Origin of the sequence: Arthrobacter sedimenti (assembly GCF_042652025.1) — a bacterium.
Taxonomy (GTDB): Bacteria; Actinomycetota; Actinomycetes; order Actinomycetales; family Micrococcaceae; genus Arthrobacter; species Arthrobacter sedimenti.
In genome coordinates, this window is record NZ_JBHSDQ010000009.1 from 51,974 (window position 1) to 78,822 (window position 26,849).

Genomic DNA, 26,849 nt, shown 5'->3' on the forward strand with positions numbered 1-26,849 from the left:
GATGGCGGTAGTAGTCCCACGTCGCGCCCGAATTCTCGGCCGGCCGTGTGCAATTTTCGGGCCCTGGAGCTACTTAGGGCGTCCTAACTAGCAGGCGGTCAACCGCGCGACAAAGATGAAACTGTTGCGAGAGGAGTCCTGCGATGAGCACTGTGGACAGTTTCGGTTCAAAAGGCAAACTTAATGTAGCCGGAACCGAATACGAGATTTTCCGGCTGAACTCCGTTGAAGGTGCAGAAAACCTTCCGTTCAGCCTCAAGGTATTGCTTGAAAACCTGTTGAGGACCGAGGACGGCGCGAACATCACTGCCGATCACGTTCGCGCTTTGGCAGGCTGGGATCCCAATGCGGAGCCCGATACAGAAATCCAGTTCACGCCGGCGCGCGTGATCATGCAGGACTTCACCGGCGTTCCCTGCGTGGTCGACCTCGCCACCATGCGTGAGGCCGTCAAGGACCTGGGCGGTGACCCCAAGAGGGTGAACCCCCTTGCACCGGCCGAAATGGTCATTGACCACTCCGTGCAGATCGATGCCTTCGGCAACTCCGGCGCGCTGGAGCGCAACATGGAGATCGAGTACCAGCGCAACGGTGAGCGTTACCAGTTCCTGCGCTGGGGCCAGACCGCGTTCGACGACTTCAAGGTGGTTCCTCCGGGAACCGGCATCGTGCACCAGGTCAACATCGAATACCTGGCCCGCACCGTCATGACCCGCGAAGTGGACGGTGCGCTCCGCGCCTACCCTGACACCTGCGTGGGCACCGACTCGCACACCACCATGGTCAACGGCCTGGGCGTCCTGGGCTGGGGCGTTGGCGGCATCGAAGCCGAGGCAGCCATGCTGGGACAGCCTGTCTCCATGCTGATCCCGCGGGTTGTCGGCTTCAAGCTCAGCGGCAGCATCCCCGCCGGCGCCACCGCCACCGACGTGGTGCTGACCATCACCGAGATGCTCCGCCAGCACGGCGTGGTGGGCAAGTTCGTTGAGTTCTACGGCGAAGGCGTGGCCGCGGTGCCGCTGGCAAACCGCGCCACCATTGGCAACATGAGCCCCGAATTCGGTTCCACCGCCGCGATGTTCCCCATCGACGACGTCACCCTGGACTACCTGCGCCTCACCGGCCGCGCAGACCAGAACGTGGCCCTCGTCGAGGCATACGCCAAGGAACAGGGCCTCTGGCACGATCCTTCCCGCGACATCAAGTTCTCCGAGTACCTGGAACTGGATCTGTCCACGGTTGTCCCGTCGATTTCCGGCCCCAAGCGCCCGCAGGACCGCATCATCCTCTCCGAGTCCAAGGCCCAGTTCCGCGAGGACCTCCGCAACTACGTCAAGGTTGACCTCGCCGACGGCAGCCTGGACGAAGCAATCGATGAGAGCTTCCCGGCGTCCGACTCGCCGTCGTTCACGGCAACGGCAACGCACCTCTCCGAGGAAGCTCCGCACGCCCATGGACCGAAGTCCAACGGCCGCCCGTCCAAGAAGGTTGCGGTCAAGACCGCCGATGGCCGCGAATTCGAACTGGACCACGGCGCGGTGTCGATCGCCTCGATCACGTCCTGCACCAACACGTCCAACCCGTCCGTGATGCTGGCCGCCGCACTGCTGGCCCGCAACGCGGTGGAAAAGGGCCTCGCCGCCAAGCCGTGGGTCAAGACCTCCGTGGCTCCCGGTTCCAAGGTTGTCACCGACTACTACAACAAGTCGGGCCTGACCCCCTACCTGGAGAAGCTTGGCTTCTACATCGTGGGCTACGGCTGCGCCACCTGCATCGGCAACTCCGGCCCGCTGGACGCTGAGATCTCCGAGGCCATCCAGGCCAACGACCTCTCCGTCACCGCAGTCCTCTCCGGCAACCGCAACTTCGAAGGCCGCATCAACCCGGACGTCAAGATGAACTACCTGGCCTCCCCGCCGCTGGTCATCGCCTACGCCTTGGCCGGAACCATGGACTTCGACTTCGAGAACGACGCGCTGGGCCAGGACGAAGCCGGCAACGACGTCTTCCTGAAGGACATCTGGCCCAACCCGGTCGAGGTGCAGCAGGTCATCGATTCCTCGATCGACAAGGACATGTTCGCCAAGGGCTACGAGGGCGTCTTCGAGGGCGACGACCGCTGGAAGGCGCTCGACACCCCCGCCGGCGACACCTTCGCCTGGGACGAGAAGTCCACCTACGTCCGGAAGCCCCCGTACTTCGAAGGCATGCAGGCGCAGCCGGAGCCCGTCAAGGACATCTCCGGCGCCCGCGTGCTCCTGAAGCTCGGCGACTCCGTCACCACCGACCACATCTCCCCGGCCGGTTCCTTCAAGTCCGACACCCCTGCCGGCCAGTACCTGCTGGCCAACGGTGTGGAGCGCAAGGACTTCAACTCCTACGGCTCGCGCCGTGGCAACCACGAAGTGATGATCCGCGGAACATTCGCGAACATCCGCATCAAGAACCAGCTCCTTGACGGCGTTGAGGGTGGCTTCACCCGCGACTTCACCCAGGCAGACGGCCCGCAGGCCTACGTCTACGACGCCGCCCAGAACTACCAGGCAGCCGGCACCCCGCTGGTTGTCCTGGCAGGCAAGGAGTACGGTTCCGGTTCGTCCCGCGACTGGGCCGCCAAGGGCACCGCGCTGCTGGGCGTCAAGGCCGTCATCGCCGAGAGCTACGAGCGCATCCACCGCTCCAACCTCATCGGCATGGGCGTCCTGCCGCTGCAGTACCCGGCCGGCGAGAACGCTGCCAGCCTGGGCTTGACCGGCACGGAAACCTTCTCGGTTGAGGGCGTCACCGCCCTGAACGAGGGCACCACGCCCAAGACCCTGAAGGTCACCGCCACGGCAGAGGACGGCTCCTCCAAGTCCTTCGACGCCGTCCTGCGCATCGATACCCCGGGTGAAGCGGACTACTACCGCAACGGCGGCATCCTGCAGTACGTGCTGCGCCAGATCTCCGCCAACTAGCGGGCTCTGCCAGCAGGCACCATCCTCCCGAAGCCCCGGCCGGTCACCGACCAGCCGGGGCTTCGGCTTTTCAACCACGTCCGGCCCTGCGAACCGAGGCGTTAGAGTTAAACGGCACGTCTACCATCCAAAGGAGGGGTCATTGGGAATCTTGGACACCATCCGGAATCCGCAGGACCTGAACGAGTTGACCGAGGAACAGCTGGAACAGCTGGCTTCGGAGATCAGGGAATTCCTGATCACGAACGTCTCCCAGACGGGCGGCCACCTCGGGCCCAACCTCGGCGTCGTGGAACTGACGCTGGCCGTGCACCGCATTTTCGAATCTCCCCGTGACAGCATCGTCTTCGACACGGGCCACCAGTCCTACGTCCACAAGCTCCTCACCGGGCGCCAGGACTTCAGCACGCTCCGCCAGGAAGGCGGCCTCTCCGGCTACCCGGCCCGCGCTGAATCCGAACACGACATCGTGGAAAGCTCCCACGCGTCGTCGTCCCTGTCCTGGGCCGACGGAATCTCCCGTGCCCGCCAGCTCACCGGCGAAGGCGACCGGCATGTGGTGGCCATCGTGGGTGACGGCGCACTCACCGGCGGCATGGCCTGGGAGGCCATCAACAACATCGCGGCTGACAAGAAGCGCCGCGTGGTGATCGTGGTCAACGACAATGGCCGCTCCTATGCCCCCACCGTAGGCGGATTTGCCGACTACCTTGCCTCACTGCGCCCTACCATCGACTCCTTCCGAGCCGCCCCTGCCTACGAGGGCGCCCTGGACTGGTGGAAGAAGAGGCTGCAAAACGGCGGCCCCGTGGGCCAGTTCACCTACAAGAGCCTGCACGCCATGAAAAAGGGCATTAAGGACTGGTGGGCACCGCAGGGCATGTTCGAGGACCTCGGCATGAAATACATCGGCCCGGTGGACGGCCACAACCTCCAGGCAATGGAGAACGCACTTTCCACCGCCAAGAATTACGGTGGCCCCGTCATCGTCCATGCCATGACCGAAAAAGGCCACGGCTACGCTCCGGCCCGCGCCCACGAAGCCGACCAATTCCACGCCGTTGGCATCATCGATCCGGAGACAGGCGAGCCCACCGGCAGCGGCGGCGCGCAGTCCTGGACCTCCGTATTTGCGGACGAGATCGCCGCCATCGCCGACGAACGCGACGACATTGTCGGTGTCACCGGCGCCATGCTGATCCCGGTGGGCCTGCACAAGTTTGCGGCCAAACACCCCAAACGGGTCATCGACGTCGGGATCGCCGAACAGCATGCGCTGACCGCCGCCGCGGGCATGGCCTTCGGTGGGCTGCACCCTGTGGTGGCCGTCTACGCCACGTTCCTGAACCGGGCCTTCGACCAGCTGCTGATGGACGTCGCCCTCCACAAAGCCGGCGTCACCATCGTCCTGGACCGCGCAGGGGTCACCGGCCCCGACGGTGCCAGCCACCACGGGATGTGGGACATGGCCATGGTGCAGATCGTTCCCGGCCTTCACCTGGCGGCGCCCCGTGACGCCACCCGGCTTCGGGAGGAGCTTCGCGAGGCCGTGGCCATCAGCGACGCCCCCAGCGTGGTGCGTTTCTCCAAGGGATCTGTTGGCCCGGCAGTTGAGGCATTGGAACGGCTGAGCGACGGCGTGGACGTCCTTGCCCGCCGCCCCTCCGGCTCCACTGAAAACGACGTACTCATTGTCAGCGTCGGCGCCATGTCCGAGCTGGCCCTTGACGTTTCCAACCGGCTCGGTGCGCAGGGCATCAGTACCACAGTGGTCGATCCGCGCTGGGTTCTTCCGGTCCGCAAGTCCATCATTGCGCTCGCATCGCACCACCGGCTGGTGATCTGCATCGAGGACGGCGTCCGCGCCGGCGGCGTGGGCTCGCGCATCCGGCAGGAAATGCGGGCGGCAGGCGTGGACACCGCACTGAACGAGGTGGGCCTGCCCGTTGAGTTCCTGGAGCATGGCACCCGCAACCAGGTGCTGGAGCGCGTCGGGCTTACCGCCCAGCAGATCACGCACGACGTCGTGGCCCAGGTCCTCGGCACGAAGGTTCCGTTTGCGCGGCCCCTGCCCGGGCAGCAGCACCCCACCACCGGCAGCCTTCCGATCCTGTGAGGGACGAGGATGAACTGAAGTACCCCGGGCCTGCCGGGGAGTCCGGACCGGTTCTGCACACCACAACCACACGCGTCCCCAACGGGCTGGAGCCGGGCCAACTGGTGGTTTCCCGCAACCGCAAGTGGAATGGCAAGGCCCACTGGGTTGTGCCCGGCCGGTACGTCGGCGAAGACCAGCACGGCTGGTGGATTTTCCAGGGCACCAACGAGTTCTGCTCCCGCCCCGGCGCCGCCTTCTACACGCGCTCCGACGCGGTGCTGCTGGTGCCGCGCGAGGGTGACTGGGTGGCCACGTTCTACGACTCCGCCCACCCCGGCGGCGTGCGCGTGTACATCGACCTGGCGGTCGGCCACGAGTGGACACACATCCGGCCCGAGGTGACCGAGTTCCATGTGATCGACATGGACCTGGACGTCATCCGGACCGAGGCGCGCGGCGTCTTCATCGACGACCAGGACGAGTTCGCGGAGCACAGCGTCTCCATGCATTACCCCCAGCGGCTGATCGAGGACATCCAGGCTGCCGCGGACGGGCTTTACCACGCCGTGAAGGCACAGCACGCGCCGTTCGACGGCACCGACGTCGAATGGTTTACCAAAGGACGCACCACATGAGCGGCATTGTCAGGGTCTACAAGCGCGACGACGAGGGCGCCCTCCAGTTCAGGGAAGCCTGGTTTGACGAGGACTATTCCCAGTTCGTGATGAATTTCGGGGCCGTGGGGCACCAGAGCAAGACGGAGGAGACCGACGTTCCCGACGCCGCTGCTGCCGACGGGCTCCTGGACGCCTTTGCGGCGCAGTGCGCGGAGGACGGCTACGCCGAGATCCCCACTGAGGAGCAGTTCTGGGTGGTGGCCCAGTTCGCCCTCAAGACCAGGGAAGGCACGGACCGGGACCGTTACCTGGAGCAGAAGGCCAAGGACGCGCTGATCAGCCACCTGGCATGGCGCGGCCTGGGCACGGTAGAGCGCTCGGAGTTCAGCGACTACAAGCTCAACATCTTCTGCCTGTGCCCGGACGTGAACAAGGCGGTCAACGCAATCAAGGTCTGCATCCGGGGCGAGGACCTGGACTTCACCAAGCTCAGCATAGGCGCTGCGCCCTACAAAGACCCGGACCATTTCAAACTCAAGCACTCAGCCAAGCCCGCCGCCAGCTTCAGCCTTTAGGAGACAACGTTGACCAGTTACCGCCGCCTCGGAAAATCAGGCCTCACCGTCTCCACCGTCGGACTTGGCTGCAACAACCTGGGCCGGGCGAACACCGCCACGGAGTCGCAGGACGCAACAGACGCCGTCGTCCATGCCGCGATCGACGCCGGCATCACCCTGTTCGACGTCGCAGACACCTATGGCCGGGAACCGGGCCTCAGCGAGACCATGCTCGGCAAGGCACTCGGCGCCCGCCGTGGTGATGTGGTCCTGGCCACCAAGTTCGGGATGGACGCCAAGGGCGCCAACGGCCCGGACTTCGGCGCCCGCGGCTCCCGGCGTTACATCGTGCAGGCGGTGGAGGCCTCGCTGCGCCGGCTGGGCACCGACTGGATCGACCTGTACCAGTTCCACACCCCGGACCCGCTGACGCCCATTGACGAGACCCTGGCGGCGCTGGACACCCTGGTCCGCAGCGGAAAGGTCCGCTACATCGGTCACTCCAACCGCTCCGGGTGGCAGATCGCCCAAGCGGAGTACGTGGCCCGCGAACTGGGCACCGAGCGGTTCATCTCGTCGCAAAATCATTACAACCTCCTGGACCGGCGTGCCGAACTCGAAGTGACCCCGGCCGCCGAGGAGTTCGGCCTGGGCGTGCTGCCGTACTTCCCGCTCGCCAACGGGCTGCTCACCGGCAAGTACGCGCCCGGCCACGCGCCCGAGGGGTCCCGGCTCAGCCACACCCGCACCAACCTGGTGAACGACGCCGACTGGGACCAGTTGGCCAGTTTCAGCGCCTTCGCCAAGGAACGCGGCCTGACGGAGATCGAGGTGGCCTTTTCCTGGCTCGCCGCCCAGCCTTCGGTGGCCAGCGTCATCGCCGGCGCCACCAGGCCGGAGCAGGTCAGGCAGAACGCGGAAGCGGCCAACTGGGTCCCCACGCCCGAGGACCTCGCCGAACTGGACGGGATCTTCCCCGCAGTGCCCAAGGTGGCACTCTTCTAGGCAGCCGTGCCCGCCTACCTGCTGGACGTTGATACCGGCATCGACGACGCCCTGGCGCTTGCCTACCTTGCCGCCCTTCCGGATACCGAGTTCGTGGCGGTGACGGCCACGCCGGGGAACGTGGACGCGGACCAGGTGGCCCGCAACACCCTGGCGCTGCTGGAATTGTGCGGCCGGCCCGGAGTGCAGGTGGCAGTCGGTGCCCGCAAGCCGCTGTCCATCCCGCTGCTCACCACGCCGGAAACCCACGGACCCCAGGGCATCGGCTATGCCGTCCTGCCTGATCCATCCGGCCAGCTTAGCCCGCGGGACGCGGTGGACCTCTGGATCGAGTACGCCAGGGCCAGGCCGGGGGAGCTCACCGCGCTTATCACGGCCCCGCTGACCAACTTCGCCCTGGCCCTGCGGAAGGAACCGGAGCTTCCCGACCTCCTGGCCGAGGTGGTCATCATGGGCGGTGCCTTCTACCACCAGGGAAACACCACGCCCACGGCCGAATGGAACACGCACGTGGATCCCCACGCCGCCAAGGAGGTCTACGCCGCGTACCGGGGCCGCCCGGAGGAGAAACTGCCCATCGTCTGCTCGCTGGAGACCACCGAACGGATGGAGCTGCACCCTGCCCACGTTCAGGCGCTGGCCGAGGCCGCCGGGGCCGCCGTCCCGGAACTGGTGCTTCCCGGGGACCCCGAAGGCCGGCGCAGCACCTCCGATAACACGCTGGTCAGGCACCTGTCCGATGCCCTTCGTTTCTACTTTGAATTCCACCGGCACTACGACCAGGGGTACCTGGCCCACGTCCACGACTTTTTCGCCGCCGGAGTCGCCGCCGGCACGCTCGAGTACACCGCCCGGCCCGCCACCGTGGACGTCGAAACCGACTCCCCGCTCCTGATGGGAACAACGGTGGCCGACTTCCGCGGACTCTGGGGCGCGCCCCCCAACGCCCGGGTTGTGTCCGGGAACAACCCCCGGCAGGCCTTCGGTGAGCTCGTGTCCGCCGTCGGGATGTTGGCCCGGCGCGTGGGATAGCAGGTCCCGCACCGCGGAATGGCCGGTAGAATAGGCTCCGGACCGGCCCGGCGCAGTTGCCGCCGGCTGCTGCCGAGGTGACATAGGCAGCCACACTCCGGCCCGGTACTGCCGGGCCACTGCCTGCACCCCAAAGGAACATTCCCCATGTCATCGCCCTCTTTGACGCTCCCGTCACAGGAACGCATCCCGGCCCGGCGCCGGCTGCTGGAGATCCTCGGCGCCCTGGCCATCGCGGCAACCTACATCTACCTGGTGCTCAACCAGCCGGCCGACATCACCGGCGGCCCCGGCAGCGCGTCGGCCCTGATTGCCCTCGCCGGCTTCCTGGCGGGGGCCGTCCTGCTGATCGTCGCCGTCCTGCCCACCCTGCCCGCGTCCACCCTGGTACTGATCCCGGTGGCCTTGGTCCTGAACATCGTGCTGGGCCAGTTCGTCGGCAGCACCCTGGTGCCCTTCTACCTCGATGCCTTCGGCACAGTGCTGATCGCCGTCCTGGCCGGACCGGCAGCCGGCGCAGCCACAGGGGCCCTCAGCAGCATCGTCTGGTCCTTCTTCAACCCCACAGTCCTTCCGTTTGCCGCCGGCGCCGCGCTCATCGGATGCCTGGCGGGACTGGCAGCACGCTACGGCCTCTTCCGCCGTTTCTACCTGGCTCCGGTCGCCGGCTTCGTCACCGGGATCATCGCAGGCGTTGTCTCCGCACCCGTGGCTGCCTTCGTCTTCGGCGGAACCTCCGGTGTAGCGACCGGCGCCATCGTCAGCGCCTTCCGGGCCATGGGCGATACCCTCCTGGGCGCCATCACCAAGCAGGCGCTGATCTCCGATCCCATGGATAAGGCGATCGTGTTCACCATCGTGGCCATCCTGGCCTACGCGCTGCCCCGCCGGGCACGCCAGCAGTTCCCCTTCATCCGGCGCCACCGGGTCCTGGCCGGCAACACCCCGGCAGCCAACGCCCGCGTGGACGCCCCGGCCGAGGGTACGGTGCAGGCCCCAGCCCAAGGCACTGCCCAGGCTCCGGTCCCGGGCACTGCCCGCGATTCAGCCCCGAAGGGCTGACCGGCCCCGGTGACAGCATCCCCGGCAGGCAGGACTGCGGCGTGCACCAGGCGGACAAAGTTTAATCCCCTGACCTGGCTGGCCGCTGCCGGCAGCACGGCGGCCATTACGACGGCGGCCGCAAGCTGGCAGCTGTCAGTCGCCGTGGTTGCCGCGTGCCTGGGCCTGTCCCTGGCGGGCGGCACAGCCCGCCGCGTGGTGCCGGCGGCCGCAGCAGTCCTGGTCCCGCTGGGCCTGTCGCTGCTGGTGCTGCACGGGCTGTTTTTCCCTGAAGGCCGAACTGTGCTGGCGGAGTGGGGACCCTCCCGGGTCACGGCAGAGGGCCTGGAGTTCGCAGGCCAGCGGATCCTGCAGCTGGCCGCCGTCGTCATGGCCCTGCTGCTGTTCTCCTTCAGCGTCAATGTTCCTGACCTGGTGGCCGCGTTGTCCGCCCGCGGCGTGCAGGGCCGGTTCGCCTTCGTGCTGGCGTCCACCCTGACCCTGCTGCCCGCCATCGCGGCACGGGCACAACGGATCCGCCAGGCCCAGGAATCACGCGGCCTGGTGGTCACCCGCAGCCGGGTGTCCCGGGCTGGCGCGTTCAGACTGCAAGCCGTCCCCCTGGTCCTGTCCCTGATCGAGGACGCCGGCACCAGGGCGGCCGCTCTGGAGGCGAGGGGATTGAGCAGCACCGGTCCGCGCACCAGTTACCGGGAGGTTCCCGATTCCAGCCTGCAGCGGACGGCACGCGCGGTCCTGGTGCTGCTGGCCGTGGCAGCGGTGGTGCTCCGTCTGGTGCAGGCAGGCTCGGGTGGCTGAGCGCATGGTCACGGGCGGCCCACAGAACGGTGCAGGCAATACCGGCAATGACAGTAATGCACCCGTGCCCGTGCTCGCTGCCGGGATCCGGCAATTCACCTTTCACGACGCGCACGCACCTGCACTGCGGGAGGTGGCTGTTTCCTTTCCGCCCGGGTCCTTCACAGCCATCCTGGGCGCCTCGGGAAGCGGCAAATCCACCGTGGGCCGCCTCCTGGCAGGCTGGCTGCCACCGGGCGCCCACGGAGCCCTGTCAGGGTTCCTTGAGCTGTCCGGCACCCGGTTGGAGTTCGACGGCGGCCCGGGGGATCCGCGGATCAACCCCGCCGAGTGGGGCAGACACGTGGGCTTCGTCCCGCAGGACCCCGCCACCGTCCTGTCCACCGTCCGGGCGACGGTGGCCGAGGAGCTGGCGTTCGGATTGGAAAACACCGGGATCGACCGCGGAGCGATGGTGGCGGCCGTGGAGCACACCGCCGCTCTGCTGGGACTGCGCAGCAAGCTGGACCAGGACCCGGCGCACCTCTCTGGTGGCCAGCTGCGCCGCCTGGCCATCGGCTGCGCGATGATCGTGGGCCCCCCGGTACTGGTCATGGACGAGCCCTTCGCCTCCCTGGACGCGGCAGGGGCTGCGGAGCTTGCAGCCCTGGTGCGCGACCTCCAGGACCGCGGCACCGCCGTCGTGATCCTCAGCCAAACCATTGATCCGTTGCTCCGGGAAGCCGGCACCTGGGTGGTGCTGTCAGAGGGAACGGTCACCGCGAGCGGGCCGCCTGCCGGCTTGGCGAACAGTCCAGGGGCGCTGCCGGCATCGATCCGGCACCCCGTCCCCATGCAGGCTGCGGCGCGCGCCCTGCCACAGGCCGCCGGAACAGAGCCAGGGCGGCCTGCGCTCCAGCTCCGGAATGTGTCCTTCGGGTACCCGGAAGCACCAGCCCGCGGCAGGCGAAAGAGGAAATCTGCCCAGGCATGCGAGCCGAAGCATCCCGCCCTGGTGCTGCGCGACATCGACCTGGCGGTCAATCCGGGTGAAATCGTTGCCGTGACCGGCCGCAACGGCGCCGGCAAATCAACCCTCCTGCGGCACTTCAACGGCCTGCTGCGTCCCACTTCGGGCAGCGTGGCAGTTGGGGGTACTGACATCGCCGGAGCGCCCGTGGGGCGGACCGCAGCCTCGGTGGGCCTGCTGTTCCAGCAGCCGCGCGACCAGTTGTTTGAGCGGACCGTGCTCCGGGAGGTCAGCTTTGGGCTGGACCGCCTGGTGGGCCCAGCGACGGCGAGGAACCGTGCCGCCGCGGCGCTGCGGGCGGTGGGCCTGGCGGATGCGGCCCACGATCATCCGGCCGAGCTGCCGGCGTCGGCCCAGCGGCTTTTGGCCTTGGCAACCGTCCTGGCACGCAAGCCCGCCGTCCTGGCACTGGACGAGCCCACCGTGGCGCTGGACGGGGACGGGCTGGACCTGCTCGACGCCGCCGTACGGTCGGCAGCGGCGGAGGGCGCCGCCGTCGTGCTGGTCACCCATGACCTGGGCTATGCACGATCGGCAGCGCACCGCAGTGTGGCGCTGGACGGCGGCCGGCTGGTGCCGGCCTGACCGTCCGTGCCGCCTCACCCGTGGGGCCAGACAGCCCGGCGCTGCCTAGCCTTGCGCCGGTGAGGCGACGCCGGGGGCCAGGAAGCGCTTGCCGTTGACCCGCTCCGAGGCGCCCACGCGGTCCAGGTAAGGGGTGATGCCGCCAAGGAACATCGGCCAGCCGGCGCCCAGGATCATGCAGAGGTCGATGTCCTCCGGCCCCGCCACGACGCCCTCGTCCAGCATCAGGCCGATTTCCTCGGCCAGGGCATCCTGGACGCGGTGCAGCACCTGATCTCCGGTGGAGGGAGTGGTACCGAAAGACATCAGTTCCAGGGTGGAGGCCGGGATGGCCCGCGAGCCGTCCGGCGTGGTCTCCCACAACGCCTTGACGTTGTTGTCGATGAGCTTCTTCAGGTTGGTGGACACCGGGAAGCGGTCCCCAAAGGCAGCGTGCAGCGATTCCTGGACGTGCTGGGCCACCGGCAAGCCGACCATGGCCAGCAGCGTGAACGGCGTCATGGGCAGGCCCATGGGACGCAGCGCGGTGTCTGCCACCTCTGCCGGGGTGCCTTCGTCGAATACGGCCGTGACTTCGCCCATAAGCCGGAGCAGGATGCGGTTGACCACGAAGGCGGCAGCGTCCTTGACCAACACACCGGTCTTCTTCAGGGCCTTGGCCAGTTCGAAAGCGGTGGCCAGTACGGCGTCATCGGTCCGCGGGGCGCGCACGATCTCCAGCAGCGGCATGACAGCCACGGGGTTGAAGAAGTGGAAGCCCACCAGCCGTTCCGGGTGCTGCAGGTCGGCAGCCATCGCCGTGACCGAGAGGGAGGACGTGTTGGTGGCCAGGATGCACTCCGGCGATACGATCCCTTCGAGTTCGGCGAAGACCTGCTTCTTGACGTGCAGTTCCTCAAACACGGCCTCGATGACGAAGTCGGCGTCGGCAAACGCTTCCTTGGATACCGAACCCGTCACCAGGGCCTTGGTGCGGTTGGCTGCGTCCTGGCTGACGCGCCCCTTGGCCAGGAGCTTGTCCACCTCGGCATGGACGTAGGCAACGCCCTTGTCCACGCGCGCCTGGTCGATGTCGGTCAGGACCACCGGGACCTTCAGCTGGCGGGCAAAGACCAGTGCCAGCTGGCCGGCCATCAGCCCGGCGCCCACCACGCCCACCTTGGTGACGGGGCGGGCCAGCTTGCGGTCGGGGGCGCCGGCCGGGCGCTTGGCACGCTTCTGCACCAGGTCCAGGAAGGCGTAGACCGTGGAGCGGAACTCGTCCGTCTGCATGAGCTCTGCCAGGGTTTCGCATTCCAGCGCGGCGGATTCCGCGGCCGTCATGGTCCGGTTGGCCTCGAGGAGTTCCAGGACCTTGGCCGGGGCGGGGGAGGCGTTGGAGGTCTTGCCCTCGACGAACTTCCGGCCGGCGTCAACTGCCGCGGTCCAGCGGGCCGCAGCATCAGGGGAGGAGGGGTCGACGGCGTTGGGCCGCTCCGGGACCACGTCGCCGGAGATGACTCCCGCGGCCCAGGCGAGCGACTGTTCCAGGAAATCGGCAGGTTCGAAGAGGGCGTCCGCGATGCCCAGCTTGAAAGCCTGCGTGCCTGAAAGGGTCCGGTTGTTGCTGAGCGGGTTCTCGATCATGACCTTGACCGCAGTCTCCGGGCCCACCAGGCGGGGGAGGATGTAGACGCCGCCCCAGCCGGGCACCAGGCCCAGGAATCCTTCGGGCAGGGCCAGGGCGCCCGCGCCGGTGGACACCGTCCGGTAGGTGGACTGAAGGGCGATCTCCAGGCCGCCGCCCAGGGCAGCGCCGTTGATGAACGCGAAGCTGGGGACGCCCAGGTTTGCCAGGGTGGCGTAGACGTCGTGGCCCAGCTGTGCCATCCACAGCCCGTGCTCGCGCTGCTCCAGGGACTTCACAGCGGAAAGATCCGCCCCGGCCACCAGGTAGTGCGGCTTGCCGGTCACGCCGACGCCCACGATTTCGCCGCGCGCTGCGCGGTCCCGCAGGCCTTCCAGCACGGTGCCCAGCTCCACCAGGGTGTTGGGTCCTAAAGTGGTGGGCTTGGTGTGGTCCAGGTCGTTGTCGAGGGTAACCAGGGCAAAGACGCCCGGGCTTGGTTTCCCGGCCGTGCCCGGCAGGGCGAGGTCCTGCACGTAGGAGTGGGTCACGGTTTCGTTGGGGAAGAGGTCGGCCAACTTGCTGAAATCTGCGGCGCTCATGCCAGGGCTCCTTCGGAAACGGTAGCGGCGGTCTCGCCGGAGGGGGTTCCACTGTAGTCGGGGTGGTGCGGGTTTTCCCAGATCACGGTGCCGCCCATGCCCAGGCCTACGCACATGGTGGTGATCCCGTAGCGCACCGACGGGTCTTCCTCGAACTGGCGGGCCAGCTGGATCATCAGCCGGACACCGGAGGAGGCGAGCGGGTGGCCCACCGCGATGGCGCCGCCGAACCGGTTGACCCGGGGATCGTCGTCGGCAATGCCGTAGTGGTCCAGGAAGCTCAGGACCTGGACGGCGAACGCCTCGTTGATTTCGAACAGGCCGATGTCGTCGATGGTCAGCCCCGCGTTCTGCAGCGCCTTTTCGGTGGCGGGTACGGGGCCGATGCCCATGACCTCCGGCTCCACGCCGGCGTAGGCGTAGCTGACCAGCCGCATTTTCACCGGCAGCCCCAGTTCTGCGGCGGCGTCGGAGGATGCCAGGACCGCTGCGGTGGCGCCGTCATTGAGGCCGGCTGCGTTTCCGGCCGTGACCCGGCCGTGTGCGCGGAACGGCGTGCGAAGCGCGGCGAGGTCCTCCATGGTGGTGCCGGGCCGGGGAGGCTCATCCTTGCTGTGCACGGTCCAGCCCTCGCCGGGCTTGCGGGCAGCGACGGGAACCAGGTCGGGCTGGATCTGCCCGTCCTGGTATGCGGCTGCCAGCTTGTCCTGGGAAGCCACTGCGTACGCGTCGGTGCGCTGCTTGGTGATGGCGGGGAAGCGGTCGTGCAGGTTTTCTGCCGTGTTGCCCATGTTCAGGGCGGCCGGGTCCACCAGGCGTTCGGACATGAACCGCGGGTTGGGGTCCGCCCCGGAGCCCATCGGATGGTGGCCCATGTGCTCCACGCCGCCGGCAATCACCACGTCATAGGCGCCGAAGCCGATGCCGCCTGCCGTCGTCGTGACAGCAGTCATGGCACCGGCGCACATGCGGTCGATGGCGAAACCCGGGACCGTGCGCGGAAGCCCTGCCAGCAGGGCGGCGGTCCGGCCCAGGGTGAGGCCCTGGTCGCCGGTCTGGGTGGTGGCGGCGATGGCCACCTCGTCGATCCGCTCGGGCGGCAGGGATGGGTTGCGGCGCAGCAGGCCGCGGATGCATTTCACGATCAGGTCGTCGGCCCGGGTTCCGGCGTAGATTCCTTTCTCGCCGGCCCTGCCGAAGGGTGTGCGGATGCCGTCCACAAAGACGACGTCGCGGACAGTGCGCTGGGATGCGCCGCTTCCGTGCTGGCTCACGTGTAACTCCTCATCGAGACGTAACGCGCCGGTGCATGCCGGAGGGCGGCAGCAGCCTGACGTGGGTCACATCGATGTTACTCGCGAGTAACTTAGCCTGCAAGGGCTGGAATCGTGCGTGTTATTGGCCAACCGCTGCTGCGGGCGCCTTCGACTCCTTGGGCGGCAGCGGCTGAGGGTTCAGGAACGCACCGGCGATCAGGGGAGCGGTAAGTTCCACCTGCCATTTCCGGGCACCGAGCTCCAGCAGTTCGGCGGAGATTGACTCCTCCGTGACTTCCGCCGGCGGCCGCCACGCCACCCGCCGGAGGTAGTCCGGCGTCAAAAGGTTTTCCAGGGGCAGGTCCAGCTCTTCGGCCTTCGCCTGCAGCAGGGGCCGCGCCGTGGCCAGGCGGGCGGCGGCTTCCGGATCCCGGTCGGCCCAGACCCGGGGCGGCGGCGGAGCGTTGGTGGCCAGGTGCAGCGGCGGCAGTTCCTCCAGGGCGCGGGCCGCCGAGATGCAGCGCAGCCAGCGGGGGGCTTCGCGCTGTGCGGCGCGGCCGTGGAACCCCTTGGTGGTGAGCAGTTGCGGGACGGTGGCGGGCATGGCCTTCGCCGCCGCCACAAGGGCGGAATCGGGAAGCAGCCTGCCTGGGGCAACATCGCGTTTTTGCGCCAGTGAATCGCGTTCCAGCCAGAGCTCGCGGACCGCGGCGAGCTGGCGGCGGTCCCGGATCTGGTGCAGGCCGGAGGTCTTGCGCCACGGGTCCACGCGCGGGGGAGCGATGCCAGCCGCCAGGATGGCTGCGAATTCCTGCTCGGCGTACTCCAGTTTCCCGTTGGCCTGCAACAGCTCGATGAGTTCCTCGCGCAGCTCGGCCAGGACTTCGACGTCAAGTGCGGCGTAGCGCAGCCAAGGCTCGGGCAGCGGGCGGGTGGACCAGTCAGCCGCGGAGTGCTCCTTGGCCAACCCGAACCCGAGCAGCTGTTCGATGACCGCGGCCAGGCCCACGCGGGGCAACCCCGCAAGCCGTGCGGCGAGTTCGGTGTCGAAAAGCTTGTCCGGCCACATGCCCAGCTCGGACAGGCAGGGCAGGTCCTGGCTGGCAGCGTGCAGGATCCACTCGACGCCGCGCAGGGCGTCGTTGATGATCTCCAGGCTCCCGAACGGCTCCGGGTCGATCAGCCACGTACCGGCGCCCTCGCGCCGGATCTGCACCAGGAACGCGCGTTGCCCGTAGCGGAAGCCGGAAGCGCGCTCGGCGTCCACACCCGCAGGTCCGGTCCCGGCGGCGAGGGCGGCTGCGCAGCGTTCCAGGCCAGACTGCGTTTCGATGACCAACGGGACGCCCTCCCGTGGGGCGTCAAGGTCGATGATTTCGGGGATGGGGCTGTCAAAGCCCTCCACCGTGATGTGGGGTGCGGCAGCAGCAGCCGGGACGCCGGCTGTGGTGTTTTCCGGAGTGTTTAGGGTCATGATGCCCCCAGTTTACCGGGCGGTTCCATAACCGTTCTGTTGGCTTCGGCGCCGGGGCGGCAGCGCGGTGACGCCGTCGGGCAGCGGCGGCAGGCCGGCGAACGTGCACACCATGTCGGACCAGGCCTCAAGATGGGCCTGGACGTCCGAGGAATCGGGCGTCCAGGAGGCCCGAAGCTCAATATCGATCGATCCCGGGCGCTCCGACAAGGTGCCGAAGCTCTCAGAGAGGACCCGGGTGGCGGTTCCGCCCGCTGCCCGGTAGCCGGCCTTGTGGTTCTCCAGCGCCTCCACCAGCCAGGTCCACGCCACGGTTCCCAGCATCTGGTCGTTGCCCATCTCCGGTTCCAGCTCGGCCCGGATGTAGGTAACGATGCGGAATTCCCCGTCCCACACCGCCGAGCCCTCCGGGTCATGCAGCAGGATGAAGCGCCCCGTGGCAAGCTCCGTTTCATCCTCATCCGCCGCCGGGCCCGCTGTTCCGGAGGCGGCGGCGAAGGCCAGCGCCGCCGGTCCGTGCATAGGCGTTGAAGGGGCTCCGGCGCCGGGCACCATCACTTCGGCGCCCAGGGCGACGGCGAAGGGTGCCAGGCGCGCAGGGGCAGGGATCTCCGCGAGCCGCAGTTCCTTGCGGCACCGGGCTTTCCTGAGGGTTCCCAAGGCATGGAGAAAATCCGGGGGAACCTGGTCAAGTGCGTTCACCTTGGCAGATTACGGTGTGGGACCGGGCAGGGGAGGAAGGCTCGCCGTCAGCGGACGGTCAGCCGGCCTGTGCGTCCCGGTAGTCCCGGAGTTCATGGCGGATCGCGGCGGCAAAGGCATCAACGTCTTCCTCCGTGGTGTCAAAGGAACACATCCACCTGACTTCTCCCTTGGCTTCGTCCCAGTCGTAGAACCGGAATGAGTTGCGTAGCCTGTCCGCCACGCCGGGAGGCAGGATGGCGAAGACGCCGTTGGATTCGGTCGCCTGGGTTGGCCGCACGCCGTCGATCGTGTCGACGGCGGCGCGGAGCCGGGCGGCCATGGCGTTGGCGTGCGAGGCCGAGCGGAGCCAGAGGTCGCCTTCCAGCAGTGCGATGAACTGGGCGGACATGAACCGCATCTTGGAGGCAAGCTGCATGTCCATCTTGCGCAGGTAGAGCAGGCCGTGGGCTGCCTCAGGGTTCAGCGCCACCACCACTTCGCCGAAGAGCAGCCCGTTCTTGGTGCCGCCGAAGGAGAGGATGTCCACCCCGGCATCCCTGGTGAAGGCGCGCAGGGGCACGCCGAGGTGGGCGGCCGCGTTGGCCAGCCGGGCGCCGTCCATGTGCAGCTTCATGCCTTTGGCGTGCGCGTGGTCGGCAATGGCGCGCACTTCTTCCGGCGTGTAGCAGGTTCCCAGTTCCGTGGTCTGGGTGATGGACACTGCCAGCGGCTGGGCCCGGTGCTCATCGCCCCAACCCCAGGCCTCCCGGTCGATCAGTTCGGGGGTCAGCTTGCCGTCAGGGGTGGGAACGTGGAGGAGCTTGAGGCCGCCGATGCGTTCCGGAGCCCCGTTCTCGTCCATGTTGATGTGGGCGGTGGAGGCGCAGACCACGGCACCCCAGCGGGGGAGGATGGACTGCAGGGACAGGACGTTGGCGCCCGTCCCGTTGAACACCGGGAAGCATTCGATGCCGGGGCCGAAGTGCTCGACCATCAGTTCCTGCAGCCGGGCGGTGTAGTCGTCTTCGCCGTAGGAGACCTGATGCCCTTCGTTGGCCGCGGCCAGGGCCGCCAGGACCTCGGGGTGGACTCCGGAATAGTTGTCCGAGGCGAAGCCGCGCACATTCGGATCGTGCAGCCGCAGCGCCGCGCCGGTTTCTGCTGTTGTCGTCATAGGGTTGCTCACGCTTTCAGTCTAGGGACAGTCACGGCGCTCAGTCCGCCAGCCTGAGCCGGGCGCCGTTGAGTTCGGCGGATGGAGTGCCGAAGAGCCGGACGACGGCGGCAGCCAGGTCCGCCACGTCCGTCGCCCCGGGAAACTTCCGCTCCGGGTGGGCGCGGCGGAGCTCGTCATCCACCAGTGCCTTGACCACCAGGACCGTGGCCGCGGCGTTGCCGCCCCCGGTCTCCGCCGCCCGGCGGAAGCCGTCGGCCATGGCCATGGTCCACGCTTCGGCCGCAGCCTTCGCCGCAACGTAGCTGGCGACTGCCGCGGCGGGCTTGTCCAGCGCCGTGGAGGACACCATCGCGAACCGACCGGAGGCGGATGCGGCAATATCGTCGAAGAAGACGCGCGATACGTTCCGCAGCGTGGTGACGGCACCGCGTTCCAGGAAATCCCAGTCGTCGTCCGACTGGTCGGCGATCCCCTTGGCTCCGCGCCAGCCGCCCACCAAGTGGATCACGGCGTCTACGGGCCCGGAAGCCGCGGCAATCTCGTCGCGCAGCTTTCTGACCTGATCCAAAACCGCGAGGTCGCACGTGTAGGGAGTGACGCCGTCGCCCGCTTTCTCAGCCGCCGCCGCGATTCTGGCCTGGTCTGATCCCACGGTGGACACGCGGTGCCCCGCGGAGGCGAGGGCGCCGGCCACGGCGATGCCGGACGCGCCGCTCCCTCCGGTGACCAGGACATGTGTTGCCACCGGCCTGGCCGTGCCGCTTACCGTACTGGTCACAGGGCGGAGCGGCCGGTGATGCCGGCGGTGGATTCAATGACCGGGCGCATTTTCTTCTCCAGTGCCTCGTAGAACATGGACAGCGGGAATTCGTCGTCCAGGACCTGGTCCGTAAGGCCTCGTGGTGTCCCCGCCAGCGGCAGCGCGTCAGGGCCCTTGGCCCATACGGAGGCCGGGTTGGGGGTGACAGTGGCAGACACCAGCTGGTAGGCCGCCAGCCAGTGCGCGGTCTTGGGCCGGTCGATGGAACGCCAGTACAGTTCGTCGATGTTGGCTCCCAAAGCGATGACGGCGTCCGCCACCTCATCCCAGTCGATGGTAAGCCGCGTGTCCGTCCAGTGCAGCACGTGCTGCTGGTGCAGCCAGGCGAAGAGGAGCTGGCCGCCCAGGCCGTCGTAGTTGCGGACCCGGCTGCCGGTGATGGCGAAGCGGAAGATGCGGTCAAAGATGATGGCGTACTGGACGAGCTTGGCGTGCCGGCGGGCTTCGGGGTCGGCGTCGTCGTCTTTTTCGATCCGGACGGATTCGCGGAAGGCGGTGAGGTCGCAGCGCAGTTCCTCCAGGGAGTACAGGAAGTAGGGCATCCGCTGCTTGATCATGAAGGGGTCGAAGGGCAGATCGCCGCGCATGTGCGTCCGGTCGTGGATCAGGTCCCACATCACGAACGTGGCTTCCGTGAGGTCCTGGTCCGCCAGGAGTTCCGCGGCGCCTTCCGGCAGTTCCAGGGAAGTGATCTCCGCGGCTGCCTTCAGGACGCGGCGGAACCTCGCGGCCTCGCGGTCGGCGAAGATGGCGCCCCAGGTGAAGGTGGGGGTCTGGCTGACCGCCACCGTCTCGGGGAACAGGACCGCGGAGTTGGTGTCGTAGCCCGGGGTGAAGTCGACGAAGCGGATGGGGACGAACAGCTTGTTGGAGTATTCGGCCGCCTCAAGCCCGGCAATGAATTCGGGCCAGATTACCTCGACCAGCACCGCCTCCACCAGCCGGTTGCTGCTGCCGTTCTGCGTGTACATGGGAAAGACCACCAGGTGCTGGAGGCCATCGTGGCGCAGTTCCTGGGGCTGGAACGCCAGCAGGGACGACAGGAAGTCCGGAACCGCGAAGCCCCCGGCCGCCCAGGCTTCGAAGTCTGCGCAGGCAGCCTCGAGGTAAGCGGCGTCGTGCGGGAAGGCGGGGGCAAGGGCCCTGATCGCCGCCACGATGGTTTCCACGTGCCTGGCTGCTTCCAGATGGTCGGCAGGGTCCGGCACTGACCCATCCTTGACTTGCAGGGCCTGCAGTGCGGTGGCGGCCGCCTTCAGCCGGAGCCAGTCCTGGTTCTGTGCGGAAATACCGTTAACGGCGGTGGTCAGGGTCTCTGTCATCGTCGGCTGCCTTTCTGGGTGCTCGCGTCTCTTCGGTGAGCGTAACAAGGAACCAGAACGACTTATGCCCAAAGCTGACTTGAATAAGAAAAACTTAGTCTAGCCAGTGGCTGAACAGGAACGAGACCAGCCCCCGGCTGTGGGAACAGCGCGGGGGCTGGGCCGTACCCTGCGCGGGGACAAGCCTGGCTTTACATGGAGTGCCTAGCTGTATTACCCACGGAGATTGGTGACGCGGCTGGCGGGTGTTTGACCCTTGAGTGAGGTGTGGCCTCGGGTGTGACTGTAGTGATGCAGCCATGCCGGGAACGCCGCAACACGCTCGGTTTCTGAGGCGTAGGGCTGGGCATAGGCCCATTCGTCGAGCATGGTCCGGTTGAACCTTTCAACCTTGCCATTGGTTTGTGGCCGGTAGGGGCGGGTGCGTTTATGTTTGACGCCTGGGCCCAGAGCGTCTTTGAAGGTGTGGGAGCGGTAGCAGGAGCCGTTGTCGGTCAGGACGCGGCGGACGGTGATCCCGGCGGCGTTGAAAGCTGCATGGGCCCGTTCCCAGAAGGCAGCGGCGGTTTCCTTCTTTTCGTCGGTAAGGATCTCCGTGTACGCGAACCGGGAGTGGTCATCGACGGCGTTGTGCAGGTAGGCGTACCCGGGTCGCCGGTTGGCATCGGTGCCGGTCTTGTTCCGGTTGCCCGTGGCCCGGCCGGTGACCCGGTGACCGCCTCCGTCGGGGATGCGGCCGAGCTTCTTGATGTCCACGTGGACCAGGTCGCCGGGCTTGTCGTGCTCGTAGCGGCGGATCACCCTGCCCGTGGCCCGGTCCAGCCAGGCCAGCCTCGCCAGACGGTAACGGGAGAGGACCTTGTGAACCGTGGAGGGGTGGATCCCCAGCAGATAACCGATCCTGGCTGGCCCCCAACGACGGTTCAGCCGCAGTGCGATGATCCTTCGCTCCCGCCGTGCCGGCGTCCGCCGAGGAGACCGCACCGGGCGGCTGGGCAGGTCCTCCATCCCGTTCCCGCCCAGCTCACGGTAGCGGCGAGCCCACCGGACCGCGGTCGCAACGGAGACCTGGAACCGCTCTGCCGCCCTTCGCAGCGACCAACCGTCATCGACAACGCACTTGGCCAGCGCGAGACGGCCACGAGGGCCAAGAAAAGCATTAGGGTGGGACATTGAAGACCTCCGGTGGAACTGGACTCTAGACAAGCCCCACTCCACTCGGAGGTCTTCTTCATGTCACCACACCACGCCGACCGTCACTAACGTCTGTGGCTAATACACCTAGCCCTCGGACCCGCTTCCGGCGTCATCCTTGCCGACCAGCCGGAGGGAGACCGAGTTGATGCAGTAGCGCTGGTCGGTGGGCGTGCCGTAGCCCTCGCCCTCGAAAACGTGCCCCAGGTGGGAGTCGCAGGACGCGCACCTGACTTCGATCCGGTCCATGCCCAGGGTCCGGTCGTGGATGTAGCGGACGTTCCCTTCGGCCAGCGGAGCCCAGAAGGAGGGCCAGCCGCAGTGGGAGTCGAACTTCTCATTGCTGGTGAACAGTTCGGCACCACAGGCCCGGCACTGGTAGACACCTTCGGTGTGGCTATCCCAGTACTCGCCCGTGTAAGGCCGTTCGGTTCCGGCCTGGCGGAGGACGTGGTACTCCTCCGGGGTCAGCTCCTCCCGCCACTGGGCGTCGGTTTTCTGCACCGTGGTTGCCGCGGCGGTGCTTTCCTGGCCCCCACCAACCATGTTCGTTGCCTTGTTGCCGAAGATGCTGTTTCCAAAGATGCTCATAGCATTCCCAACGCTTAGGAGTCGCCGATAAATCCCGAACCGGCGTACAGATGGAGCACAGGGACGCCCAGCTGGTCCTGCGCCTTGTTGGCCCAATCCGTGTGGAAGGTATCGGCCACGGCATGCGGCCTGGTGATCACCACGGCCTGGGACGCCCCGGTTTCCCGGACCTTCGCCACCAGGCTGTCCACGGCCTTGCCGTCCACCACCTGGCCGGTCACCCCGGAACCCAGCCCCTCCAGGGCCGCGAGCGAGGCTGCAAGGGTTTCGTCCGCATGGGCCCGTTCGACGGCGGCGTCCGGATTGCGTGCCGCGAGCTCACGGAAGGCCTTGGCAACGTCCAGCAGGGACAGGTTTTCGAGGAAGTCCACCAGCAGGTGCCGTTCGGTGTTCGCCGGCACCAGGACCAGCAGGCGGCTGTCCCCGCCATCCACCAGCCGTTCAATGTTCAGGCGGTCTTCCGCGCCCAGTGGTTCTTCGGTCAGGATGACGATGGGATCACTCATGGCCTTAGCCTAGCGCCGCCCGGGGACGCCTGCACCGCACTGCCGGTGCGCCAGGCACACGGCGGGGCGACGTGCTGGTCCCGTCCCCGAATGCGGGTATCGGCGGCAGGGCCGGTAAGAATAGTCCCATGGCACCTTTCCGGCGAGCGCGCCCTGCAATGACTGCACCCACCCGGGACTCCGGCGGGATGTCGCCCGGGGCGAAGTGGGCCATCAGCGGAGCGATTGCCGGCGGCTCGGTGGCGAGCCTGCTGGGAGCAGGGTCCTCTGCGCTCGCCGTCTACTTTGCCCGCCGCGTGATCACGCCGGCCCGGCAACGTACCGCGGACAAGGAAGTGCTGGCCGTGATCCGGGACGGGCAAAAGCAGCAGGTGATCCTGGCTGCGGACGATGACACCACAGTGGATGGGGTCTACGGGTTCTTTTTCGACGGCGGCAAGGGCCATGCACGCATCGGCCGCATCATTTCCTACTCACCGGCGGAACGGACGGTCCTGCGCGAGGTCGAAGCCGTCTACAGCGGGGACCTGTCGACGGCCCGCTGGGGGTGGTGGAGCGGTGCTACCTACCCGGACCCGGCCGCCGTCGGGATTCCTGCCGAAGACGTGCTGATTCCGGTCGAGCGGGGCGAGGCGCCGGCCTGGCTGGTGCGCGCAAAGGGAAAGGCCCGCACCTGGGCCATCATGGTGCACGGCCGCGGCGCCACCCGGCAGGAAGCCCTCCGGGCGGTGGGCCCGGTCCTGGAACTGGGACTGACCAGCCTGCTGGTGTCCTACCGGAACGACGGACTGGCGCCCTCGGCCGACGACGGACGGTACGGGCTGGGCTCCACGGAGTGGCAGGACATCGAAGCAGCCATCGACTACGCGCTGGCTTACGGCGCCGAGGAAGTAGTCCTGTTCGGCTGGTCCATGGGAGGAGCCATCTGCCTGCAGACCGCAGACCTCTCCCGCTACCGGCACCTGATCCGGGCCATGGTGCTCGACGCCCCGGTCATCGACTGGGTCACGGTCCTGGCCCACCACGCGCAGCTGAACCGGATCCCTTCCCTGGTGGGCAGGTACGGGCAGCTGATGCTGGGCCATCCACTGGGACGCAGGCTCACCGGCCTGTCCGCCCCGGTGGACCTCAAAGTCATGGACTGGGTGTCCCGGGCCGTCGAGCTGCGGACGCCCACGCTCATCATCCACAGCGTTGACGACGAGTACGTACCGTACGGTCCCTCCGCCCTGTTGGCTGAACGGAACCCGGAGATGGTGACATTCGAAACGTTCAACCACGCACGGCATACCAAGGAATGGAACGTGGATCCGGAACGCTGGGAGCGGCTGGTGAAGGCCTGGCTCCGCCAACAGCTTGCGCCGCGCCTCAATCCCGGGTCCAGGCCCGGCCCGGGATCAGGGGCCCAACACACTGCAATGGGGGCATGACATGGCGAAAAAAGAGGGGACCGGGGCGTTGGTTGAGCGGGGAAGGCTCCTGGCCGCGGATCTTTCCCGACTGGTAGCGGCACCGGCAGGCAGGTCAACCCAGGCTTCCCACGCCCCCTTCGACGGCACGCTGGTGGGCGAAGTGCCCGCCTGCACCACGGGCGACGTCGATGCCGCGGTTGACCTCGCACGCGTGGCCCAGCAGCGTTGGGCCGGGCTCCCGGTGGCTGAACGCCGGGCCGTGATCCGCCGCTTCCGTGAACTGCTGCTGGACCGGGAACAGGACATCCTGGACCTGGTGCAGGCGGAAAGCGGCAAGGCCCGGCTGAGTGCCTTCGAGGAGTTTGCGGACGTTGTGCTGACGGCAAACTATTACGAGCGCAACGCCGAGCGGTACCTGGGGCCGCGCCGCCGGAAGGGCGCCGCCCCCGTCCTGACCCGCACCACCGAATACCGCGTGCCCAAGGGAGTGGTGGGGGTCATCAGCCCCTGGAACTATCCCCTGACCCTCGCAGTCTCCGACGCCCTCCCAGCGCTTTTGGCCGGAAACGGGATCGTGCTAAAGCCGGATTCCGAGACGCCCTTCACTGCCCTGCTGATGCTCAAACTGCTCCGGGAAGCCGGCCTGCCCGCGGACCTGTTCCAGATCGTTACCGGGCCCGGCACGGCGATCGGTCCTGCCTTGATCGCGCGCGTGGACTTCCTGATGTTCACCGGATCCTCCCAGACGGGCAAGACCGTGGCCAGGCAATGCGGTGAGCGGCTGATCGGCTTCTCCGCCGAACTTGGCGGCAAGAACCCCATGCTGGTGCTGGCTGATGCGGATGTGGCCAAAGCCGCCCGCGGCGCGGTGCACGCCTGTTTTTCGAACTCCGGCCAGCTGTGCGTGAGCATTGAACGGATCTACGTCCACGCTGACGTGCATGACAGTTTCCTGGCAGCCTTCACGTCCGAGGTGAAGGCGATCCGGATGGGGCCGGGACCGGACTGGGACTTCGGCATGGGGTCACTCATCAGTGCGGCACAGGTGGAGCGGGTGGACCGTCACGTCCAGGATGCAGTTGCCAAAGGGGCGCAAATTCTCACTGGCGGACGGCGGAGGCCGGACCTGGGGCCATTGTTCTATGAACCCACCGTCCTGGCAGGAGTCACCCCGGACATGCTGCTGGCCCGGGAGGAGACGTTTGGACCCGTGGTGGCCGTCTACCGGGCAGCGGACGACGACGAAGCCGTGGCACTGGCCAACGATTCCGACTTTGGGCTGAACGGCAGCGTCTGGTCGGCCCGCCATGGAGAGGAGGTGGCCCGCAGGCTTCTGACCGGCACCGTCAACGTCAACGAAGGCTACGCTGCCACATGGGCCTCCCATGACGCGCCGATTGGCGGGATGAAGGACTCCGGCGCCGGACGCCGCCATGGCCGGGAAGGATTCCTGAAGTACACCGAGCCGCAGACCATTGCCGTGCAGCGGCTGCTCCGGGTGGCGCCCGCAGCCGGCACGTCCAACCGGACGTATGCGCGGATCATGAAGGGTGCCGTCACCCTGATGAGCCGCTTCCCCCGAAGCCGGTAGGGCTTGCCCTGCCCCAACAGCTTGCCCTGCCCCCTGAACAGCCACCAACACACGCGCCGCCTAACACCAGGAGAACTGACATGGCCAAAGGAACCCCACTTTCCGGCGCAACGCTGTTGATTACGGGAGGTGGAAGCGGGCTGGGCCGGCGCATGGCGCTGGGAGCGGCCCGGCGCGGGAGCCGGGTGGTCATTTGGGATGTGAATGCTGAAGCCGGTGCAGCGGTGTGCGGCGAAATCAGGGCGGCAGGAGGGACAGCCGAGGCCCAGGCCGTGGATGTCACTGACAGGGAAGCGGTGGCTGCTGCCGCCGCCGCGGCCGGCCCCGTGGATGTCCTGATCAACAACGCCGGCGTGGTCAGCGGGCAACCGCTCCTCGATGCCACGGATGAGGCCATCGAGCGGACCATGAAGGTCAACGTCATGGCCCTGTACTGGGTAACACGTGCGTTCCTCGCCGGAATGGCGAGCCGGCGCCATGGAACCGTGGTTACCGTTGCCAGCGCCGCCGCGCTGGTGGGGGTGGCCCGGCAGACCGACTACTCCGCCAGCAAGTTCGCCGCCTTCGGCTTCAACGAGTCGCTCCGCGCCGAGGTCCGTGCCGCCAAACTCGGCATCAACACTCTGGTGGTGTGCCCGTATTACATCGACACCGGGATGTTTGACGGGGTCCAGACCCGCTGGCCCATGCTCCTCCCGATCCTCCAGGAAGAGGATGTGGCAACCAAAGTCCTCGAGGCCATCGAGGCCGGCCGCAGGAAGCTGGTCCTGCCGCCCCTGGTAAACCTGCTTCCGGTTCTTCGGATCCTTCCGGTCGGCGCCTTTGACCGGCTCATGGACGTCCTGGGAGTCAACCGGACCATGGACCACTTCACCGGCCGCTCCAAGTAGTCCC

22 protein-coding genes are annotated in these 26,849 nt (G+C 67.4%); 12 read left to right on the top strand and 10 right to left on the bottom strand.

Going from position 1 to position 26,849, the window contains the following annotated elements; genetic code table 11:
• Positions 1-143: 143 nt before the first annotated feature.
• From ACFO0G_RS17600 to ACFO0G_RS17640, 9 genes are all read left to right on the top strand, one after another.
• Positions 144-2,957 carry an aconitate hydratase gene (locus tag ACFO0G_RS17600; RefSeq protein ID WP_376979240.1) on the top strand — a complete coding sequence of 938 codons (2,814 nt, stop codon included), beginning with the start codon at positions 144-146 and terminating at the stop codon, positions 2,955-2,957.
• Between the two features lie 142 nt (positions 2,958-3,099).
• The gene (gene dxs, locus ACFO0G_RS17605; protein ID WP_286403479.1) at positions 3,100-5,073 is read left to right on the top strand and encodes a 1-deoxy-D-xylulose-5-phosphate synthase; all 1,974 of its coding nucleotides are present in this window, start codon (positions 3,100-3,102) and stop codon (positions 5,071-5,073) included.
• Complete coding sequence (locus ACFO0G_RS17610) at positions 5,070-5,690, top strand: DUF402 domain-containing protein (RefSeq protein ID WP_286403482.1); 621 nt, start codon at positions 5,070-5,072, stop codon at positions 5,688-5,690. The genes dxs and ACFO0G_RS17610 overlap by 4 nt, the downstream gene beginning before the upstream one ends.
• The gene (locus ACFO0G_RS17615; protein ID WP_286403485.1) at positions 5,687-6,247 is read left to right on the top strand and encodes a hypothetical protein; all 561 of its coding nucleotides are present in this window, start codon (positions 5,687-5,689) and stop codon (positions 6,245-6,247) included. Before ACFO0G_RS17610 ends, ACFO0G_RS17615 begins: the two co-directional genes overlap by 4 nt.
• Positions 6,248-6,256: 9 nt before the next feature.
• Positions 6,257-7,234 (top strand): aldo/keto reductase, encoded by a 978-nt coding sequence (locus tag ACFO0G_RS17620; RefSeq protein WP_286403488.1) that lies wholly within the window; start codon positions 6,257-6,259, stop codon positions 7,232-7,234.
• Positions 7,235-7,240: 6 nt separating this feature from the next.
• Positions 7,241-8,266 carry a nucleoside hydrolase gene (locus ACFO0G_RS17625; protein ID WP_376979243.1) on the top strand — a complete coding sequence of 342 codons (1,026 nt, stop codon included), beginning with the start codon at positions 7,241-7,243 and terminating at the stop codon, positions 8,264-8,266.
• Between the two features lie 147 nt (positions 8,267-8,413).
• Positions 8,414-9,328: an ECF transporter S component gene (locus tag ACFO0G_RS17630; RefSeq protein WP_376979245.1), complete on the top strand. Its 915-nt coding sequence runs from the start codon at positions 8,414-8,416 to the stop codon at positions 9,326-9,328.
• Between the two features lie 9 nt (positions 9,329-9,337).
• Positions 9,338-10,126: an energy-coupling factor transporter transmembrane component T gene (locus ACFO0G_RS17635; RefSeq protein ID WP_376979247.1), complete on the top strand. Its 789-nt coding sequence runs from the start codon at positions 9,338-9,340 to the stop codon at positions 10,124-10,126.
• A gap of 4 nt (positions 10,127-10,130) precedes the next feature.
• A complete protein-coding gene (locus ACFO0G_RS17640) occupies positions 10,131-11,720 on the top strand; it encodes an ABC transporter ATP-binding protein (RefSeq protein WP_376979331.1) in 1,590 nt (529 codons plus the stop codon).
• A gap of 45 nt (positions 11,721-11,765) precedes the next feature.
• Here the strand turns inward: ACFO0G_RS17640 and ACFO0G_RS17645 are convergent, their stop codons facing one another.
• The 10 genes from ACFO0G_RS17645 to ACFO0G_RS17690 form a co-directional block, all read right to left on the bottom strand.
• Positions 11,766-13,928: a 3-hydroxyacyl-CoA dehydrogenase NAD-binding domain-containing protein gene (locus ACFO0G_RS17645; RefSeq protein ID WP_376979249.1), complete on the bottom strand. Its 2,163-nt coding sequence runs from the start codon at positions 13,926-13,928 to the stop codon at positions 11,766-11,768.
• Positions 13,925-15,202, bottom strand: a complete 1,278-nt coding sequence (locus ACFO0G_RS17650; protein WP_286403498.1) for a thiolase family protein — start codon at positions 15,200-15,202, stop codon at positions 13,925-13,927. Before ACFO0G_RS17650 ends, ACFO0G_RS17645 begins: the two co-directional genes overlap by 4 nt.
• A gap of 121 nt (positions 15,203-15,323) precedes the next feature.
• Positions 15,324-16,658 carry an HRDC domain-containing protein gene (locus ACFO0G_RS17655; protein WP_376979252.1) on the bottom strand — a complete coding sequence of 445 codons (1,335 nt, stop codon included), beginning with the start codon at positions 16,656-16,658 and terminating at the stop codon, positions 15,324-15,326.
• Between the two features lie 12 nt (positions 16,659-16,670).
• Positions 16,671-17,360 (bottom strand): DUF3000 domain-containing protein, encoded by a 690-nt coding sequence (locus ACFO0G_RS17660; RefSeq protein WP_286403504.1) that lies wholly within the window; start codon positions 17,358-17,360, stop codon positions 16,671-16,673.
• 58 nt (positions 17,361-17,418) lie between these two features.
• Positions 17,419-18,516 (bottom strand): threonine aldolase family protein, encoded by a 1,098-nt coding sequence (locus ACFO0G_RS17665; RefSeq protein WP_376979333.1) that lies wholly within the window; start codon positions 18,514-18,516, stop codon positions 17,419-17,421.
• Between the two features lie 40 nt (positions 18,517-18,556).
• Positions 18,557-19,297 carry an SDR family NAD(P)-dependent oxidoreductase gene (locus ACFO0G_RS17670; protein WP_376979254.1) on the bottom strand — a complete coding sequence of 247 codons (741 nt, stop codon included), beginning with the start codon at positions 19,295-19,297 and terminating at the stop codon, positions 18,557-18,559.
• Positions 19,294-20,661, bottom strand: a complete 1,368-nt coding sequence (locus tag ACFO0G_RS17675; RefSeq protein WP_376979256.1) for a DUF6421 family protein — start codon at positions 20,659-20,661, stop codon at positions 19,294-19,296. Before ACFO0G_RS17675 ends, ACFO0G_RS17670 begins: the two co-directional genes overlap by 4 nt.
• 213 nt (positions 20,662-20,874) lie before the next feature.
• Positions 20,875-21,834 (bottom strand): IS481 family transposase, encoded by a 960-nt coding sequence (locus ACFO0G_RS17680; protein ID WP_376979258.1) that lies wholly within the window; start codon positions 21,832-21,834, stop codon positions 20,875-20,877.
• 108 nt (positions 21,835-21,942) lie between these two features.
• Positions 21,943-22,401 (bottom strand): peptide-methionine (R)-S-oxide reductase MsrB, encoded by a 459-nt coding sequence (msrB, locus tag ACFO0G_RS17685; protein WP_286404375.1) that lies wholly within the window; start codon positions 22,399-22,401, stop codon positions 21,943-21,945.
• A 59-nt stretch (positions 22,402-22,460) separates the two neighbouring features.
• The gene (locus tag ACFO0G_RS17690; RefSeq protein WP_236802098.1) at positions 22,461-22,952 is read right to left on the bottom strand and encodes a hypothetical protein; all 492 of its coding nucleotides are present in this window, start codon (positions 22,950-22,952) and stop codon (positions 22,461-22,463) included.
• Positions 22,953-23,110: 158 nt separating this feature from the next.
• Here ACFO0G_RS17690 and ACFO0G_RS17695 point away from each other — a divergent pair, with 158 nt between their 5' ends.
• The 3 genes from ACFO0G_RS17695 (at position 23,111) to ACFO0G_RS17705 (ending at position 26,845) form a co-directional block, all read left to right on the top strand.
• Positions 23,111-24,382 carry an alpha/beta hydrolase family protein gene (locus tag ACFO0G_RS17695; protein WP_376979261.1) on the top strand — a complete coding sequence of 424 codons (1,272 nt, stop codon included), beginning with the start codon at positions 23,111-23,113 and terminating at the stop codon, positions 24,380-24,382.
• Position 24,383: 1 nt separating this feature from the next.
• Complete coding sequence (locus tag ACFO0G_RS17700; RefSeq protein WP_376979263.1) at positions 24,384-25,955, top strand: succinic semialdehyde dehydrogenase; 1,572 nt, start codon at positions 24,384-24,386, stop codon at positions 25,953-25,955.
• A gap of 80 nt (positions 25,956-26,035) precedes the next feature.
• On the top strand, positions 26,036-26,845 hold the full coding sequence (locus tag ACFO0G_RS17705; protein ID WP_376979265.1) for an SDR family oxidoreductase: 810 nt from the start codon (positions 26,036-26,038) through the stop codon (positions 26,843-26,845).
• The last annotated feature ends 4 nt before the right edge of the window (positions 26,846-26,849 follow it).

Excerpts from the sequence above, each read along its gene's own strand:
- ACFO0G_RS17705 (WP_376979265.1), top strand. The coding sequence starts at position 26,036 with ATGGCCAAAGGAACCCCACTTTCCGGCGCAACGCTGTTGATTACGGGA.
- ACFO0G_RS17630 (WP_376979245.1), top strand. The coding sequence starts at position 8,414 with ATGTCATCGCCCTCTTTGACGCTCCCGTCACAGGAACGCATCCCGGCC.
- ACFO0G_RS17665 (WP_376979333.1), bottom strand. The coding sequence starts at position 18,516 with ATGACGACAACAGCAGAAACCGGCGCGGCGCTGCGGCTGCACGATCCG.
- msrB (WP_286404375.1), bottom strand. The coding sequence starts at position 22,401 with ATGGTTGGTGGGGGCCAGGAAAGCACCGCCGCGGCAACCACGGTGCAG.
- ACFO0G_RS17600 (WP_376979240.1), top strand. The coding sequence starts at position 144 with ATGAGCACTGTGGACAGTTTCGGTTCAAAAGGCAAACTTAATGTAGCC.
- ACFO0G_RS17695 (WP_376979261.1), top strand. The coding sequence starts at position 23,111 with ATGACTGCACCCACCCGGGACTCCGGCGGGATGTCGCCCGGGGCGAAG.
- ACFO0G_RS17615 (WP_286403485.1), top strand. The coding sequence starts at position 5,687 with ATGAGCGGCATTGTCAGGGTCTACAAGCGCGACGACGAGGGCGCCCTC.
- ACFO0G_RS17645 (WP_376979249.1), bottom strand. The coding sequence starts at position 13,928 with ATGAGCGCCGCAGATTTCAGCAAGTTGGCCGACCTCTTCCCCAACGAA.
- ACFO0G_RS17675 (WP_376979256.1), bottom strand. The coding sequence starts at position 20,661 with ATGACAGAGACCCTGACCACCGCCGTTAACGGTATTTCCGCACAGAAC.
- ACFO0G_RS17690 (WP_236802098.1), bottom strand. The coding sequence starts at position 22,952 with ATGAGTGATCCCATCGTCATCCTGACCGAAGAACCACTGGGCGCGGAA.
- ACFO0G_RS17655 (WP_376979252.1), bottom strand. The coding sequence starts at position 16,658 with ATGACCCTAAACACTCCGGAAAACACCACAGCCGGCGTCCCGGCTGCT.
- ACFO0G_RS17640 (WP_376979331.1), top strand. The coding sequence starts at position 10,131 with ATGGTCACGGGCGGCCCACAGAACGGTGCAGGCAATACCGGCAATGAC.
- ACFO0G_RS17680 (WP_376979258.1), bottom strand. The coding sequence starts at position 21,834 with ATGTCCCACCCTAATGCTTTTCTTGGCCCTCGTGGCCGTCTCGCGCTG.
- ACFO0G_RS17700 (WP_376979263.1), top strand. The coding sequence starts at position 24,384 with ATGGCGAAAAAAGAGGGGACCGGGGCGTTGGTTGAGCGGGGAAGGCTC.